Source organism: Candidatus Pelagibacter sp. PS_10_02, from assembly GCF_059418005.1.
Genome location: NZ_CM182076.1, coordinates 314,992 through 330,207, shown reverse-complemented (window position 1 = coordinate 330,207; position 15,216 = coordinate 314,992). Strand labels below are relative to the sequence as shown.

Sequence of the window (15,216 nt, the reverse complement as noted above, 5' to 3'; positions counted from 1 at the left end):
TTTAATTTCTACTTTCTGATGAGTTGCTTATAAGATCTTTTAAATTTTTTTGTTCAAAAAAATGATTGATATGGATTTCAAGTTCGTCCCATAAGTTATGAGTGATGCATTTTGTGGTCTTGCTATTGCATCCCTTTTTAGACTCCTTCTTGCATTGAACAGTTTTAACTTCTTCATCAACAGCACTAAGTATGTTTGCTAATTTAATTTCTTCTGGTTCTTTGTTTAAGATATAACCTCCATTAGTTCCTCTAATGCTCTTTACGATATTATATTTTTTTAACTTAGAAAAAATTTGCTCTAAAAAATCCAAAGAAATTCCTTGTCTTAACGATATATCTCTCAAAGGAACTGGATTAACGCTGTTGAACTTAGCAAGGTCAGCTAAAGCCATTACCGCATATCTACCTTTTGATGTTAATTTCATATTTACCCTTATTTAAGAAGGCTTTTTATATAAACTTGACCAAATTAGTCAAGTATCCAATATGAAAAAAAGATAACATATTGTCGCTTAGTTATGATAAGTGTATTTTTTTTTGAGAATAATAATCAATATCATTTATGGATAACAAAATAGTAGAAGTTTTCATACCTGGGCCTGCTGGAAGATTAGAAGCAAAATATTATAAAAGTAATAAAAGCACTTCACCAATAGCGTTGGTGCTTCAGCCACATCCTCAATATGGTGGAACAATGAACAATAAAGTTGTTGTTGATACATTTCATACATTTATGGAAAATGAATTTTCAGTTTGTAGAGTTAACTTTAGAGGTGTTGGTAAAAGTGATGGTGAATTTGATAATGGCCAAGGAGAATTAGCTGACGCAGCCGCCGCACTAGATTGGCTTGAGAGAGAAAACTTTGATAATTCTCAATGTTGGGTTTCTGGATTTTCTTTTGGTTCATTAATTGCAATGCAATTATTAATGAGGAGACCTGAAATAAATAGATTTATTGCAATATCTCCTCAGCCAAATGTGTATGATTTTTCATTTTTATCTCCTTGTCCAACTTCTGGATTAATGATCTATGGAAAAAAAGATGAACTAGTTCCAGTTGAACATATTACTGAACTTGATAAAAGATTAAGTGCTCAAAAAGGAATTAAAGTTGACTTTCAAGTTATAAGTGATGCTAATCATTTTTTTTCAAAGACTGAGGATGTTTTAATTAAATATTTAGATAAATATATTAAAAAAGAGTCTGCTTTATTTTAAAGTTAATAATTTTTAACTAAAATTCCACCAGTGCAAGATTTTTTAACGTTTGTTGTTTTAACAAATGAAATTTCCTTTTTAAGTAATGATCTTATTGCAAGATATGCAAAAGCCTGTGATTCAATAAAATCACCATTAATATTATAATTGTCAATTAAATCTAAATTAATATTATTTGGTAGTTTATTTCTAATATTTTTAATTAGTGTTAAGTTTTTTCTTCCACCACCACAAACTAATAAATTAATCTTATTAGTTTTATCTTTTTTTATATTTTTAATTATTGAGTCACAAATAATTTCACTAGTAAATTTTGTCAAGGTTGAGAGTCCATCTTCATAGGATAAGCCTCTAACAAAACTTAAATCAAAGTCTTTTATATCAAATGAGAGATTTTTATTTTTGTTTATATTTTCAAAATTTTCAGTAGCTTGGTTCAAGATGATTTCATCTATTTTTCCAATACTCGCAGTTTTGCCATTTAAATCATATCTATAACTAGTATGCTTTCTAACCCATTCATCTAATAAACAATTACCAGGTCCTATATCATAACTTATCAGGTCATCATTTTTATTTGATGTTATGATAGTAATATTTGCTATGCCTCCAATATTTAGAATAAAAACTGGTAGCTCAATTTTATTTTTATTTATTATTAAATTATGAAAAATTGGTGCAAGTGGGGCGCCTTGACCACCATTCGCTATATCATTAGTCCTAAAATTATAAATTACATCTTTTTTTAAAAGACTAGATAATAAGGATCCATCACCTAATTGTTTTGAAATTTTTTGGCTTGCATCATGAAATATGGTTTGACCATGAAAACCAATTAAATCCACCTCATAATCACTTTTATTAATAATCTTATTGCAAATTTCTGCATGATATAAAGTGATTTTTCTCTCGATTTCACTTACTAATTCAGAATTAACAATTATATCATTAGCAGAATTAATCTTGTTTCTTAGATTTACTAAATCTTTATATAAAGCCTGATCATATTCAAAGAATTCATCAAAAATTGACTCATATTCATTTTCCCCATCCGATCTAATAATTGAAGCATCAATACCATCCATTGAAGTCCCGCTCATTAAACCTAAAGAGGTGTAAAATTTTTCCATTCTTAATTTCTAAATAAATATTGTATATTCTTGATAGCATATTTATGAATATTTTTTTAAAAGAATTTAAAGAAAGAGGTTTTTTTTACCAATGTACTGGAGAAGAAAATCTATCTCAATTACTTGATAAAGAAAAAATTAATGCTTACATTGGTTTTGATTGTACAGCTGAAAGTCTTCATGTTGGAAGCTTGCTTCAAATTATGTGTCTTAGATTGCTACAAAAACATGGCCATCGTCCTATAGTGTTACTGGGTGGAGGGACTACTAGAATTGGAGATCCATCAGGAAAAGATAAAACTAGAACTATTTTATCAGAAGAAGAAATTGAAAAAAATATTAAGAATATTGAAAAAATATTAAAAAATTTTTTAACTGATACTAACCCAAAAACAAAACCTATATTCGTAAATAATTATTCTTGGCTAAAAAACTTAAATTACATTTCTTTTTTAAGAGATATTGGAAAACATTTTACAATAAATAAGATGTTAAGTTTTGATAGTGTTAAAACTAGATTGGAAAGAGAGCAATCTTTGAGTTACATGGAATTTAATTATATGATTTTACAAGCATATGATTTTCTTGAACTAAATAAAAAAGAAAATTGTATGTTACAAATTGGTGGTTCTGATCAATGGGGAAACATTGTAAATGGTGTTGAATTAATTAAACGATATTCAAATAAACATGTTTACGGTCTCACTACACCTTTAATAACTCTAGCCTCTGGAGCAAAGATGGGAAAAACAGAATCTGGTGCTGTTTGGCTAGATAAAAGATTTCTTTCTAGTTATGATTATTGGCAATTTTGGAGAAATATTGATGATCGTGATGTTTTAAAGTTTTTAAAAATTTTTACAGATATTGCATTGGAAGAAATTGAAACTGTTAAAGATAAAAATATAAATGAATTAAAAATTTTATTAGCAAATAAAACTACTGCACTGCTACATGGTGATGAAGAAGCAAAAAAATCTGAAGAAACAGCAAAACAAACGTTCGAGGGTAGAGTGCTGGGAGATAATTTACCAACTATTCAAATTATGAAAAAAAAATTAGACAATAAACTAAACATCATAGATCTAATAGTTATGTCTAAGTTAGAGAATTCCAAAAGTGAAATTAGAAGATTAATTAAAGGAAATGGTGTTAAGATTAATAATCAAACTATCTCTGATGAAAAAATGCTTATCTCTAAAACTTTATTTAAGGATAATTTAATAAAACTTTCTTTAGGTAAAAAAAAACATATAAAAGTAGAATTAATTTAGTTCTTTTTTAATTTTTCTAGAGTTCTTGTAATAAATCTTGGTGTTAAAGTTTTAACAGGATTAACAGTAGTTGATAGGTCTTCTGGTGGTCCTTTAATTTTAAAGCTAACACCAAATACTCCCTCTCCAATCTTATCTCCAATTAATAGATCGCCTACAAATGGTATCGAAGCAATAGATCTATTTATTGTTGTTGCTGGCACTAACGTTCCTCTTAGACTAACTAATTTTTTACTTTCTATATAACCATCCATTAATATCGATACAGCTGGCCCTATGGCATACATTTCATCAATATTAGTAAGGCCTTTTTTATTAGAAAATCTCATTTCAAGGTCAGTAAATCTTATTCCTTCACCAGTAAGAATATCTGCTATTCCCTGAAGTGAAGCTAAGCTTAAAAGTTTAGCAAAAATAGGGACTTCTTGAACTTTGAAGTCATCAATAATTAATTCTGAGTTCGATACACCATCTTTTTTAATGGATTTAAAATTTAAATTTCCTTCTTCAAATCCTTTTATAAATTTATATCTCTTAATTAATGGTTTTGGGTAATCTGTAATTAGACTTGTGGTGGTTTCCTTTGCATCATTAGTTAATACTGTAAGTGAAATGTTTTTATCATTTGGAAAGTCTGCATCAAGTATTAGATTGTTAATCTTATTATTTTTTAAAATTATATATCCTGATAAATTATTGAGATGATTAATTTCATCAATATAAGTTTTTTTAATATTTATATCGACTCTACTGTTAAGATTTTCAAATATAGAAGAATTTTCATCATTGTTATCCATGATATTATCAATTAGCTTTGAAAGATCTAGGTTATCTCCCTCAATAATAAAATTGGAATTATCTTTTCTTAAATTGATTTTATTAAGAATTTTATTTTTATTTTTATAATTGATATTAGCTTTTTCTATATCTAAAACTTTAAAATTATTATCTAGCTTTAAATTATTAATCAAAATTTTATTTTTGTTTTCTTCTAAAGAGATAGTTTTAAATTTAAGTAAGTTTCCTTTTTTGAAGTCTCCATTTATTATAATTATAGAGTTGACATCTTCTTTTTTTTCATAATCTAGAGGAACAATTTGGAAGGAATTATCTTTAATATCAAATTTAGTATCAAATGAAAATTGATCATTACTCTTTATAATCTCATAAGTTATTTGTTCAGATTTATCAGTAAAAAAAATACTACCAGTTCCTTTCACTTTCAGTTTGTCTTTTTTGTAATTAATTTGAATTATATTTTTTTCAAATAATATTTCTTCTTTTGTGTTTTTTAAATATGCACTTAAATCAATAAATTTTTTAGAGAAAATTAATTTATCTAGGTCAAGTGTAGTATTAATATCAAGTTTATTAATTTTAAATTTCTTATTAATTTCAAATGAAAATTTGTTTTTGGAACTAAATTCAATTTCTTTTATATCTTTAAGATTAATTAAACCTTTGGAAATAAAATTTAAATCATCACCATCTAATTTTTGACTTTTTGTTAAAAATATTCCATCTATTAAATATGAGTCTTTTTTTTTTGTAATTTCAATCAGCGGTAAATTTAATTTAATTTCATTAAAAGAAGTTTTAATTTTACTTAATGAATATTGATTTTTATTTAAATTAAATAAAAAGTTTAAATCGTTAATGGTTGACTGATTTAATAAATCCAATCTTGCATTTTCAATAGATCCTTTAATCTGATAGTCATCTTTTACTTTGCCTTTAGTATCAAAGTTTATACTAACATCTGCTTCTATTGAGCCATCCTTAATTATTGTGCTTATAATGAATAACTGAGGAGAATTGTGAACTTTTCTAGTAAAGAATAATAAATCATTAATCTCTATTTCAGCAGTTGAGATTTGCAAATTATCAATTGAAAATTGATTACCAATAAAAGATTTTATTGAAATACTTGTTTTAATATTCTTAATATCAATCAGTCTATCTTCAATTGATAACTTGGAATTATTTGTCGAAATATTTATACTTAAATTTTTTAGATTTAATAAATAGTTAACATCATTTAATTGAAAATTAATTTTATTATTAATTTCTGAAATACTTTTCTTAATCTGATTATTAAATTTTTCTGTTTTTATACCAAAAATACTAAAATATCCTATTCCTAGAATTAAGACTAAAAAAACAGTTAATAGAGTTTTAATTATTCCTTTAATCATTTTACTTTATATAGGGAACTTTCCAGAAAGTCGTCAATTTCTCCATCTAGCACTTTTTCAGGATTAGAGCTTTCAAAATTGGTTCTATTATCTTTTACCATTCTGTAAGGGTGTAAGACATAAGATCTAATTTGATGACCCCATCCAATTTCTGATTTTGAAGATTCTAAATTTTGACTGTCTTTTTCTTTTTTCTTCATTTCAAAATCATAAAGTCTCGCTTTAAGCATGTTCATGCAGGTTTCTTTATTTTTATGTTGAGATCTTTCATTTTGACACTGAACAACTATTTTAGTTGGTAGGTGCGTAATTCTAACAGCACTGTCGGTTGTATTAACATGCTGTCCTCCTGCACCACTAGATCTGTAAGTATCTATTCTTAAATCTTTTTCAACAATTTCAATATCAATATTTTCGTCTACTATAGGATACATCCACACGCTAGCAAAGCTAGTATGTCTTCTTGCTCCTGAGTCAAATGGAGAAATTCTAACCAATCTATGAATACCCGACTCGGATTTAAGCCAACCAAAAACATAATCACCTTCAATTTTAATTGTTGAAGATTTTATTCCTGCTTCATCTCCTTTATGCTCACTAATTAATTCTGATTTAAAACCTTTAATGTCAGACCATTTTAAATACATTCTTCTTAGCATTTCAGCCCAATCTTGGCTTTCTGTACCTCCTGCCCCCGCATGTATTTCTACATAGCAATCTAAACTATCGGTTTCATTAGACAGGAAACATTTTGTTTCATTCTCTTTAGCTGTCTTTTTTAATTTTATAATACTTTCTAAAACTTCTTTAATTATTGATTGATTTTTTTCTTCTGTGGCTAAATTATTTAATTCATCTAAATCGGTAAGAGATATAGAAGTATTCTCATATGAGTTTATTAAGTCTTCATATAGCTTTTTTTCTTTAATTATTTTTTGTGAGATAGATTTATTCTGCCAGAAATTACTTTCTAACATCTTTGCATTATTTTTCTCTAATTTTTGACGAATATCATTTTTTTCAAAGATACTCCTTAACTCTATGGTTAATTTTTTCTATTTCTAATTTGTAATTTATGTATTCGTTATCCATTAATAAAACCTTAATATATTATTATTTTTTAATCTATTGTTAATATCTTGATTTGCTAAATTATCACTAGGTAAATTTTTATATGCCTCAATTATGGTTGATTTAGTTGATGAGCTTGGTTTTTTTCCAGTAATTGGATCTATTACTTTCATGATAATATTATCTGCAACTTTGAATGGTCTAGCTTCTTCTTTTTTAACTGCATTTTTTACAAAATTTTTAAAAATTGGTAATGCTGTTTTTGCCCCTGTTTCATATTTTCCTAACGATTTGGGATTATCAAACCCAACATAAGCACCAATTACAAGTTTCGATGTAAAGCCTATGAACCATGTATCAGTATTGCTATTTGTGGTGCCAGTTTTTCCACCAATATCTAAGTTTAGATCTTTTAAATTTTTTCCTGTACCATTTTGAACAGTGCCTTCTAATATTGATGTCATTTGATATGCAGTTTCAGAAGAAAAAATTTGTAAAAATTCATCTTTAATATTAGGATAATTTTCACTTAAATAAGAAATCTGATCACAGTTAATACACTTTCGTTTTTCATTATTGAATATCGTGTTTCCTTCACTATCTTGAATTCTGTCAATCATTATTGGCATTATAAGCTTTCCTCCGTTAACAAAAGATGAATAAGCTGATGTTAATTTTAATAGTGTTGTTTCAGCTGAACCAAGTGAGATTGATAATAGTTCACTTGGATCTTCGTAAATTCTTAGTTGTTTTGAAAAATTAACTATCTTTTTAAGACCTAGATCTTGGGCTATTCTTACGGTCATCAAATTTCTAGATTTTTCTAGCCCCATTCGTAAAGTTGAAGGACCATAAAATTTTTTTCCATAATTTTCAGGTTTCCACATCTTAAGATCTGACCCTTGCTCTAAAACTAAAGGAGCGTCTAATATTAAAGTTGATGGCGTATATCCATTCTCAAGTGCCAACGCATATATGAATGGTTTAAATGCTGATCCAGGTTGTCTTAATGCTTGTGTTGCTCTATTAAACTCACTTTTTTTAAAACTAAAACCACCACTTAGTGCTAAAACCCTTCCAGTAAATGGATCCATAACAACTATTCCCCCATTAACTTCGGGTAGCTGTCTTAATGCAAAAGTATTACCTTTTAATTTTTCAACATAAATTATATCACCAACTTTTAGTATTTGATCAAACTCTTTTTTTACCCAAGAAATATTTTCATATTTTATGATGCCATTTTCTTTATTTTCTGTTTCAACATCTACAAAAAACTTATCAATCTTTATTACTATAGCAATCTCCCAGTTAATTGATTTTTCTAATCTAAATTTATCTAAATTTATATCTTTGTTCCAATTATCTAATTTTTTACTATTAATTATTGGACCCCTCCACCCTCTTCTTTTATCGTAACTTATTAGTCCTTCTCTTAAAGATTTTATTGCAATTTTTTGTAAATCTAAATTAATTGGGGTGCTTATATTCAATCCTTGTTTATAGACCTTATCAAACCCTAATTTCTCAACAACATCTTTTCTAATATCTTCTACGTAATAACTGGTATCTTCTGTAAAAGTTTTTTTTCTTTTTTTTAAACTGATTTTATTATTAGTGAATTCCTTGTAATCGCTTTCATTTATGTAGCCATTTTCTAAAAGATTTTTTATCACTAAGTCTCTTCTAAACTTTGCTAATTTAATATTTTTATATGGATTATATCTGCTAGGAGCTTTGGGTAATGCCGCCAACATAGCTGCTTCTTCATATTTTAATTCACTAATTGGCTTATCAAAATACTCAAGACTTGCAGATGCTACACCGTAAGTTCCTTCTCCAAGATAAATTTGATTTAAATAAAGTTCTAATATTCTTTCTTTTGAAAGTGCTCTCTCAATTCTAAATGCGAGAATTGCTTCTTTTATTTTTCTATTTAAACTAACTTCATTTGTTAATAAAAAATTTTTAGCTACTTGTTGCGTTATAGTTGATGCTCCTTCTAGTCTTCTTGATGTAATAATATTGGATATATTATTGATTACAGCTCTAAATACTCCTTTTGCATCTACGCCGGGATGATAAAAAAAATTTTTATCTTCAGCTGATAGAAAAGAATTTATAACTTTTTTAGATATTGCTTTATAGGGAACAAAAATTCTTTTTTCTGAAGAGAAATCATTTACTAACTCACCATCTCCTGAATAAACTTTGCTTGAAACCGAAGGTTTATAGCTCTTTAGAAATTTATAATCAGGCAAATTATTAGAAAAAGCCCATAAAACTGCTATTATTGATAATGCAGATAATAGACCAAAGCTTAAAATTAGTATAAAAATATTCTTAATTATTCGATGCATTAACTTTAATATATATATGAATTTGTTAAAGATAAGGCATCAAAATTAAAACAAAATTTAAAACTATTTAAATATAATGAAACAATTAATCAAAAATATATGGAAAAAAATTTATACATTGATGCTTCGCATCCAAACGAAACTAGAGTTGTTCTTAAATCTGGCGATAATATCGAGGACTACGAATACGAAGGTTTAAAAAATAATCTAATTAAAAACAATATCTATCTTGGTAAAGTTAGCAGAGTTGAGCCCTCTCTGCAGGCTGCATTTATAGATTTTGGCAGAGAAAGACATGGATTTTTATCATTCAACGACATTCAATCTGACTACTATCAAATACCTCAGAGTGATTTAATTAAGATCAAAGAAGAGGAAGAAAGAGAAAGAGAAGAGCTTTTAAAGGAAAGTGAAAAAGAAGAGCAAAAAAATATTAATGAAGGTAATTTAGATATAAACGATCCAGTTGAGGCTCAACCTGTATTGGATTTAGAATTAAATACATCTGAAGAATTAGTTGCATCAGAAGAAGCCATTATAGATCTAGACGTTAAAGAAATACCTGAAATCGAAAATGTTAAAAAACCACAATCAAGATTTAGAGCCAAGAGATATAAAATCCAAGAAGTTATCAAACCAAATCAAGTAATTTTGGTTCAAGTCTTAAAAGATGAAAGAGGACAAAAAGGTGCTGCCTTAAGCACTTTTATTTCAATTGCCGGTAAATATATTGTGTTAATGCCTAATACTCCAAAAGGAGGCGGGATATCTCGTAAAATATTTAATCCAGGGGAAAGAAAAAAAATTAGAACAATTTTGAATGAGATAGTTATACCAAAAGAAATGGGTCTTATAGTTAGAACAGCAGGATCTAATAAAACTAAAAACGATATAGATCATGATCTACAAACATTAATTAAAACATGGAATGAAATAAAAGAAACAGCTCTAAATTCAATTGCACCTTCTTTAATTCATCAAGAAAGTGATATTATAAAAAGAACTTTAAGAGATATATATGACGAAGATACTAACAGTATTGTTATAGAGGGAAATGAAGCTTATAAAAAAGCGCAAGGGTTTATGAAATTAATGATGCCCTCACATGTAAAAAAAATAAAAAAATATCGAGAAAAAACTCCTCTTTTTTTTAAAGAAAATATTGAAGAAAAGTTAAATCAAATTTATGACACAGAAATAAAATTAAAATCTGGCGGTTATTTGGTTATCAATCCAACAGAAGCTTTAGTTTCTATTGATATAAACTCTGGAAGTTCGATAAAACAAAAAAACGTTGAAAGCACAGCTTTAGATACAAATTTAGAAGCAGCTGATGAAATATCAAGACAAATTAAGATTAGAGATTTATCTGGCTTAATAATTATAGATTTTATTGACATGTTAAGCTTTGGTAATAGAAGAATGGTCGAGAGAAGACTAAAAGAAAAATGTAGAACTGATAGAGCAAGAATACAAATAGGTAGAATTAGCACATTTGGTCTACTAGAGATGTCAAGGCAGAGATTGAGGGAAAGTGCTGTAAAATGGAAAGTAACACTAACTGATGAGTCATTTTCACTTAAAATACTTAAAATGGTAGAAGTAAAAGCTGTTTTAACTAAAGCTAAGTTTGTTGAATTAAAGATTTGTCCAAAAATTTCTGATTTTATGAAAGAAAATTTCATAGAAGATTTAAAATTTTTTGAAGAAAAAAATCTTATAAAGATAGATATTATTGCAGATAACACTTTAATAATTCCTGAATATATAATTAATTTACAAAATAAGAGTAAAAAAACTATTGAGATTGTAGAGCACTTTGAAAAATTAAAAAATCTAGAGGATCAAAAAAAAGAAGCTAAAACTTATCAAATTTCTAATAATAAAAAACTGTTAAAGAAAAAGCCTTTTTTTAAAAAGAAATTTTATAAAAATCCAGCTGCTTAAATAATTCCTGTAGTTGGTGAAGAAGCACTGCCATAAATAGTTTTTTCTATTCTGCCAGCTAAGTATGATTGTCTCCCTGCTATAACTGCATCTTTAAAAGCTAAAGACATTAAAAAAGGTTTTTTAGCTTTTGCAATAGCAGTGTTAACTAAAACACCATCACAACCCAACTCCATAGCAATAGTTGCATCTGAAGCTTGTCCCAATCCTGCGTCGACTATTACTGGAAGTTTTGTCTGACTTCTTATTATCTTTATATTTGTTGGGTTCAAAATACCAAGGCCTGAGCCAATAGGAGCTGCCAGTGGCATTATTGCACTTGCTCCCACATTCTCTAATCTTTTAGCCATCAACGGATCATCATTACAGTAAACCATAACCTTAAAACCTTCCTTGGTTAGAACTTCAGTTGATTTTAAAGTTTCTATCATATCAGGGAATAAATTTTTTTTATCACCTAGAACCTCTAACTTAACCAATTTCCATCCTCCAATTTCTCTTGCCAATCTTAAGGTTCTAAGAGCTTCATCTGAAGTGAAGCAGCCAGCTGTGTTGGGTAAATAGGTAATTTTTTTTGGGTCAATATAATCCATCAATAATGGTTTTTTCTTATCAGAAATATTTACTCTTCTTACCGCAACAGTAACAATATCTGCACCAGATAATTTAATTGCTTTTGCACATTCTGACATCGTTTTATACTTTCCAGTACCAACAATTAATCTGGAATTAAATTTTTTTTTTGCAATAATTAATTTATCGTTTATCAATTTTAACCCCCTCCAATAAAGTGAACTATCTCTATTTTGTCGTCTTTTTTTAATTTGATATTATTTAATTTTTTTTTATCTACTATTTCGTGATTTAATTCAATTGCAACTTTTTTTAAAGGAATTTTAAGCTTATTCAATAAGGTAAAAAGACTTAAATTTTCATTTATTAATGAAAATTTACCATTAACTTTAATTTTTATTTTTTTTATTTTCTTCATACTATATAAGTCTCTGATGAGTAATAATATTATAATTATTAATGGCCCTAATCTTAATCTATTGGGTAAAAGAGAACAATCACAATATGGTGCTATAACTTTTGATCAGCTAAAAGAAAACTGCCAAGCCAAAGCTAAAGAATTAAATGTTACTTTAGAGTTTTATCAATCAAATATTGAAGGTGAAATTGTTACTCGTATACAAAAATCAAAAGATGAACATGGCGGTATAATCATTAACGCTGCTGGTTTTACACATACTTCTGTTGCTATAAGAGATGCTTTAGATATCTTTAAAAAACCAATCATTGAACTTCATATTTCAAATATATATAAAAGAGAAGAGTTTAGACAAAAATCTCTAATTAGCGATATTGCTACTGGTGGTATTTTTGGCCTAGGAGATTTGGGATATATTTTGGCCATAATCTCTATGCAAAATATGTTAAAAAAATGAAAATAGATAAAAAAATTATCAAAGAATTAACTGATTATCTTAATGAGTTTAATTTAACTGAAATTGAGTACACAGAAAAAGATACAAAAATAAAAGTATCAAAATCAACCAATACTGTTTCTACAAATTCGAGTGTTACAACTCAGCTCACTCCTTCATTAAATAAAGAAACAGCCAAACCTGCTATAACTGGAACTGAAGTAAAATCTCCTATTATTGGAACCGCCTACCATGCTCCAGAACCTGGAGCTAAAAAGTTCATTGAAGTGGGAAAAAAAATTAAAAAAGGTGAAACAGTTATGATTGTTGAAGCAATGAAAACTATGAACCACATACCATCTACGGCTGAAGGAATAGTAAAAGAGATTTGTGTAGAAGATGGCCAACCTGTTGAGTATGGTCAAACGATTATCATCGTAGAGTAATGTTTAAAAAAATTTTAATTGCAAATAGAGGTGAAATTGCAGTTAGAGTTATAAGAGCCTGCAAAGAATGGGGAATTGCTACAGTTGCGGTGCACTCTGACGTTGACAGAGATAGTATGCATGTAAGGTTAGCAGATGAAAGTGTTTGTATAGGCTCACATCAACCTGCAAATAGTTACTTAAATATTCCAGCATTAATGTCAGCTATTGAACTTACAAAAGCTGAAGCTGTTCATCCAGGCTACGGTTTTTTATCTGAAAATGCTAACTTTGCCAGAGTACTAGAAGAGAATAATATTAAGTTTATTGGCGCGTCATCCAAACTTATAGAAATGATGGGTGATAAAATTCAAGCAAAAAGAATTGCTAAAGAACATGGTTTGCCTGTTATTGAAGGATCCGAAGGTGGTGTAAAAGATATTAAACAAGCAAAAGAACTATGTAAAAAAATTGGCTTCCCTGTTTTAATTAAAGCTTCTGGTGGCGGTGGTGGTAAAGGAATGAAGATAGTTCATAAAGAAGAAGAATTTGAAAATTCTTTTTCAACAGCCAAGTCTGAAGCGCAAAAATACTTTGGCAATGATGAAGTATATATAGAAAAATTTTTTCAAAATCCAAGACATATAGAAGTTCAAGTTTTATCTGGTAAAAATAGAACAGTTCATTTGCATGAAAGAGATTGTTCTGTACAAAGACGACATCAAAAATTAATCGAAGAAACTCCAAGCCCTGTTTTAACTGATCAAATAAGAAAAGATCTTTTTGAAAGAACAGTCAATATGGTAAGTAAAATTGGTTATGAAGGTGCTGGAACTGTAGAATTTATTTATGAAGATGGAAAATTTTATTTTCTTGAAATGAATACACGTGTTCAAGTTGAACACCCAGTTACTGAAATGGTAACTGGTATTGATATTATTAAAGAACAAATTTGGATTGCTTTCACTGGAGATACTGCTTTAAAACAAAGTGATATAAACCCTAGGGGGCATGCTATAGAATGCAGAATAAACGCTGAGGATGCTAGTAAAAATTTTCAGCCCTCTCCTGGTACAATTGGTATGTGCCACCAACCTTCAGGTTTTAGAACTAGAGTGGATGGTGCTATATTCCAAGGTTACAAAGTTACTCCTTATTATGACAGTATGGTATGTAAAGTGATTACTCATGGAAGAAATAGAACTGAAGCTATTCAACGTATGAATAGATCTCTTGATGAATTTGTTATTGAAGGCATCACAACAACAATACCTCTTCATAAAATTCTTCTTAATCATAAAAAATTTATAGAGTCTGATTTTAATGTTAGTTGGTTAGATAACGAAAAAGTATTTTAATAACATTTTGTTAACCAAATATCATATACAGGGTGATCGAATGGATTGATTGCAGGACTAGAAGAGAACGTCCAACCATTAAATACAAAGACTTCATTATTATCTCGGTTAGTTAAATCTTGAACTTGAATGTATGCAGTAATTTCTGGATTATCATCAAACTCTGAATTTTTACATTTAAGGCTTTTTATTAAAAGATTTTGAAATTTAACTTCTTCACCAATATTTAATTTTAAAGAGTTGGTTTTAGAACTTACTTTATCTAAAATTTTTAACTCAATAAAACTATTTGGAATACTTTCTAAAGCAGACAATGAAGATGACAAAATTATAAAAAATATTAGTAATGAAAAAGATATAAAACTAACTTTTCCAGGTAGTATACTTTTTTTTAATATCTTCATTATTTTTATTTGGGTGATAAGCGTTAGATGTGCCGGTTTGATTAGATTGATGAGGTTTTTGCCAATCATATTTTTTTAAATCATGATTATTTTCTATTTTATTTTTTGTAAAATGAATCCACGAGTACCATTCGTTAGGTATTTTTGATGCATCAATTTCATCACTATAAATAACCCATCTTTTACCATCTTTACTTTCGTAATATTTGTTTCCTGTCGAATCAGTCCCAACAAGTTTTCCAAAAAATAAAGTCTTTAGTTTTGTTCCAAGTGTTTCCTGATTCCACCAAACAAAAATTTTTTTTAAAAGTGTCAACATATAATTTAATTCTTTCTTCAATCTTAAATTGTATAATTTAAATTAGACTAAAGTAAGGATTTGTATATAAATTAATTATCTTAAG

The 15,216-nt window shown here is 27.9% G+C and carries 15 protein-coding genes; 6 read left to right on the top strand and 9 right to left on the bottom strand.

What is annotated here, in order from left to right:
* Window position 1: 1 nt before the first annotated feature.
* Window positions 2–427 (bottom strand): RrF2 family transcriptional regulator, encoded by a 426-nt coding sequence (locus AC5SL1_RS01745; RefSeq protein ID WP_494572720.1) that lies wholly within the window; start codon window positions 425–427, stop codon window positions 2–4.
* Window positions 428–576: 149 nt separating this feature from the next.
* Between AC5SL1_RS01745 and AC5SL1_RS01740 the strand changes: the two genes are divergently transcribed.
* Window positions 577–1,221 (top strand): alpha/beta hydrolase, encoded by a 645-nt coding sequence (locus tag AC5SL1_RS01740; RefSeq protein WP_494580790.1) that lies wholly within the window; start codon window positions 577–579, stop codon window positions 1,219–1,221.
* Window positions 1,222–1,223: 2 nt separating this feature from the next.
* Here the strand turns inward: AC5SL1_RS01740 and AC5SL1_RS01735 are convergent, their stop codons facing one another.
* Window positions 1,224–2,351 carry an anhydro-N-acetylmuramic acid kinase gene (locus AC5SL1_RS01735; RefSeq protein ID WP_494600064.1) on the bottom strand — a complete coding sequence of 376 codons (1,128 nt, stop codon included), beginning with the start codon at window positions 2,349–2,351 and terminating at the stop codon, window positions 1,224–1,226.
* A 44-nt stretch (window positions 2,352–2,395) separates the two neighbouring features.
* Here AC5SL1_RS01735 and tyrS point away from each other — a divergent pair, with 44 nt between their 5' ends.
* Entirely contained in the window at window positions 2,396–3,625 is a 1,230-nt protein-coding gene (gene tyrS, locus AC5SL1_RS01730; protein ID WP_494600063.1) for a tyrosine--tRNA ligase, read from the top strand.
* Here the strand turns inward: tyrS and AC5SL1_RS01725 are convergent.
* The 3 genes from AC5SL1_RS01725 to AC5SL1_RS01715 are packed head-to-tail and all read right to left on the bottom strand — an operon-like array spanning window position 3,622 to window position 9,251.
* A complete protein-coding gene (locus AC5SL1_RS01725; RefSeq protein ID WP_494600062.1) occupies window positions 3,622–5,820 on the bottom strand; it encodes a hypothetical protein in 2,199 nt (732 codons plus the stop codon). The two genes, tyrS and AC5SL1_RS01725, sit on opposite strands and share 4 nt — an antisense overlap.
* Complete coding sequence (gene prfB / locus AC5SL1_RS01720) at window positions 5,817–6,863, bottom strand: peptide chain release factor 2 (RefSeq protein WP_494600288.1); 1,047 nt, start codon at window positions 6,861–6,863, stop codon at window positions 5,817–5,819. The genes AC5SL1_RS01725 and prfB overlap by 4 nt, the downstream gene beginning before the upstream one ends.
* Before the next feature lie 48 nt (window positions 6,864–6,911).
* Window positions 6,912–9,251, bottom strand: a complete 2,340-nt coding sequence (locus AC5SL1_RS01715; protein ID WP_494600061.1) for a penicillin-binding protein 1A — start codon at window positions 9,249–9,251, stop codon at window positions 6,912–6,914.
* A gap of 99 nt (window positions 9,252–9,350) precedes the next feature.
* Between AC5SL1_RS01715 and AC5SL1_RS01710 the strand changes: the two genes are divergently transcribed.
* A complete protein-coding gene (locus AC5SL1_RS01710; protein WP_494600060.1) occupies window positions 9,351–11,198 on the top strand; it encodes an Rne/Rng family ribonuclease in 1,848 nt (615 codons plus the stop codon).
* Here AC5SL1_RS01710 and AC5SL1_RS01705 read toward each other — a convergent pair.
* Together AC5SL1_RS01705 and thiS are read right to left on the bottom strand one after the other, a co-directional pair.
* The gene (locus AC5SL1_RS01705; RefSeq protein ID WP_494600059.1) at window positions 11,195–11,968 is read right to left on the bottom strand and encodes a thiazole synthase; all 774 of its coding nucleotides are present in this window, start codon (window positions 11,966–11,968) and stop codon (window positions 11,195–11,197) included. The two genes, AC5SL1_RS01710 and AC5SL1_RS01705, sit on opposite strands and share 4 nt — an antisense overlap.
* A gap of 2 nt (window positions 11,969–11,970) precedes the next feature.
* The gene (thiS, locus tag AC5SL1_RS01700; RefSeq protein WP_494580365.1) at window positions 11,971–12,189 is read right to left on the bottom strand and encodes a sulfur carrier protein ThiS; all 219 of its coding nucleotides are present in this window, start codon (window positions 12,187–12,189) and stop codon (window positions 11,971–11,973) included.
* A 16-nt stretch (window positions 12,190–12,205) separates the two neighbouring features.
* On the opposite strand from thiS, the gene aroQ reads away from it, so the two are divergent.
* Genes aroQ through accC form a run of 3 tightly spaced genes read left to right on the top strand, consistent with a single transcriptional unit; the run spans window position 12,206 to window position 14,408 of the window.
* The gene (gene aroQ / locus AC5SL1_RS01695; RefSeq protein WP_494600058.1) at window positions 12,206–12,646 is read left to right on the top strand and encodes a type II 3-dehydroquinate dehydratase; all 441 of its coding nucleotides are present in this window, start codon (window positions 12,206–12,208) and stop codon (window positions 12,644–12,646) included.
* Entirely contained in the window at window positions 12,643–13,071 is a 429-nt protein-coding gene (locus AC5SL1_RS01690) for an acetyl-CoA carboxylase biotin carboxyl carrier protein (RefSeq protein WP_494600057.1), read from the top strand. Before aroQ ends, AC5SL1_RS01690 begins: the two co-directional genes overlap by 4 nt.
* Window positions 13,071–14,408: an acetyl-CoA carboxylase biotin carboxylase subunit gene (gene accC, locus AC5SL1_RS01685; protein WP_494572732.1), complete on the top strand. Its 1,338-nt coding sequence runs from the start codon at window positions 13,071–13,073 to the stop codon at window positions 14,406–14,408. Before AC5SL1_RS01690 ends, accC begins: the two co-directional genes overlap by 1 nt.
* On the opposite strand, the gene AC5SL1_RS01680 is transcribed toward accC, so the two are convergent.
* Together AC5SL1_RS01680 and AC5SL1_RS01675 are read right to left on the bottom strand one after the other, a co-directional pair.
* Window positions 14,405–14,812: a DUF2155 domain-containing protein gene (locus AC5SL1_RS01680; RefSeq protein WP_494572733.1), complete on the bottom strand. Its 408-nt coding sequence runs from the start codon at window positions 14,810–14,812 to the stop codon at window positions 14,405–14,407. The genes accC and AC5SL1_RS01680 overlap by 4 nt on opposite strands.
* Window positions 14,772–15,131 (bottom strand): NADH-ubiquinone oxidoreductase subunit NDUFA12 family protein, encoded by a 360-nt coding sequence (locus tag AC5SL1_RS01675; RefSeq protein ID WP_494586225.1) that lies wholly within the window; start codon window positions 15,129–15,131, stop codon window positions 14,772–14,774. The genes AC5SL1_RS01680 and AC5SL1_RS01675 overlap by 41 nt, the downstream gene beginning before the upstream one ends.
* Window positions 15,132–15,216: the final 85 nt, after the last annotated feature.

Bases quoted from the DNA above. Each gene is read 5' to 3' on its own strand.
- AC5SL1_RS01745 (WP_494572720.1), bottom strand. From the start codon at position 427: ATGAAATTAACATCAAAAGGTAGATATGCGGTAATGGCTTTAGCTGAC.
- tyrS (WP_494600063.1), top strand. From the start codon at position 2,396: ATGAATATTTTTTTAAAAGAATTTAAAGAAAGAGGTTTTTTTTACCAA.
- AC5SL1_RS01735 (WP_494600064.1), bottom strand. From the start codon at position 2,351: ATGGAAAAATTTTACACCTCTTTAGGTTTAATGAGCGGGACTTCAATG.
- thiS (WP_494580365.1), bottom strand. From the start codon at position 12,189: ATGAAGAAAATAAAAAAAATAAAAATTAAAGTTAATGGTAAATTTTCA.
- AC5SL1_RS01710 (WP_494600060.1), top strand. From the start codon at position 9,351: ATGGAAAAAAATTTATACATTGATGCTTCGCATCCAAACGAAACTAGA.
- AC5SL1_RS01675 (WP_494586225.1), bottom strand. From the start codon at position 15,131: ATGTTGACACTTTTAAAAAAAATTTTTGTTTGGTGGAATCAGGAAACA.
- aroQ (WP_494600058.1), top strand. From the start codon at position 12,206: ATGAGTAATAATATTATAATTATTAATGGCCCTAATCTTAATCTATTG.
- AC5SL1_RS01725 (WP_494600062.1), bottom strand. From the start codon at position 5,820: ATGATTAAAGGAATAATTAAAACTCTATTAACTGTTTTTTTAGTCTTA.
- AC5SL1_RS01715 (WP_494600061.1), bottom strand. From the start codon at position 9,251: ATGCATCGAATAATTAAGAATATTTTTATACTAATTTTAAGCTTTGGT.
- AC5SL1_RS01690 (WP_494600057.1), top strand. From the start codon at position 12,643: ATGAAAATAGATAAAAAAATTATCAAAGAATTAACTGATTATCTTAAT.
- AC5SL1_RS01680 (WP_494572733.1), bottom strand. From the start codon at position 14,812: ATGAAGATATTAAAAAAAAGTATACTACCTGGAAAAGTTAGTTTTATA.
- accC (WP_494572732.1), top strand. From the start codon at position 13,071: ATGTTTAAAAAAATTTTAATTGCAAATAGAGGTGAAATTGCAGTTAGA.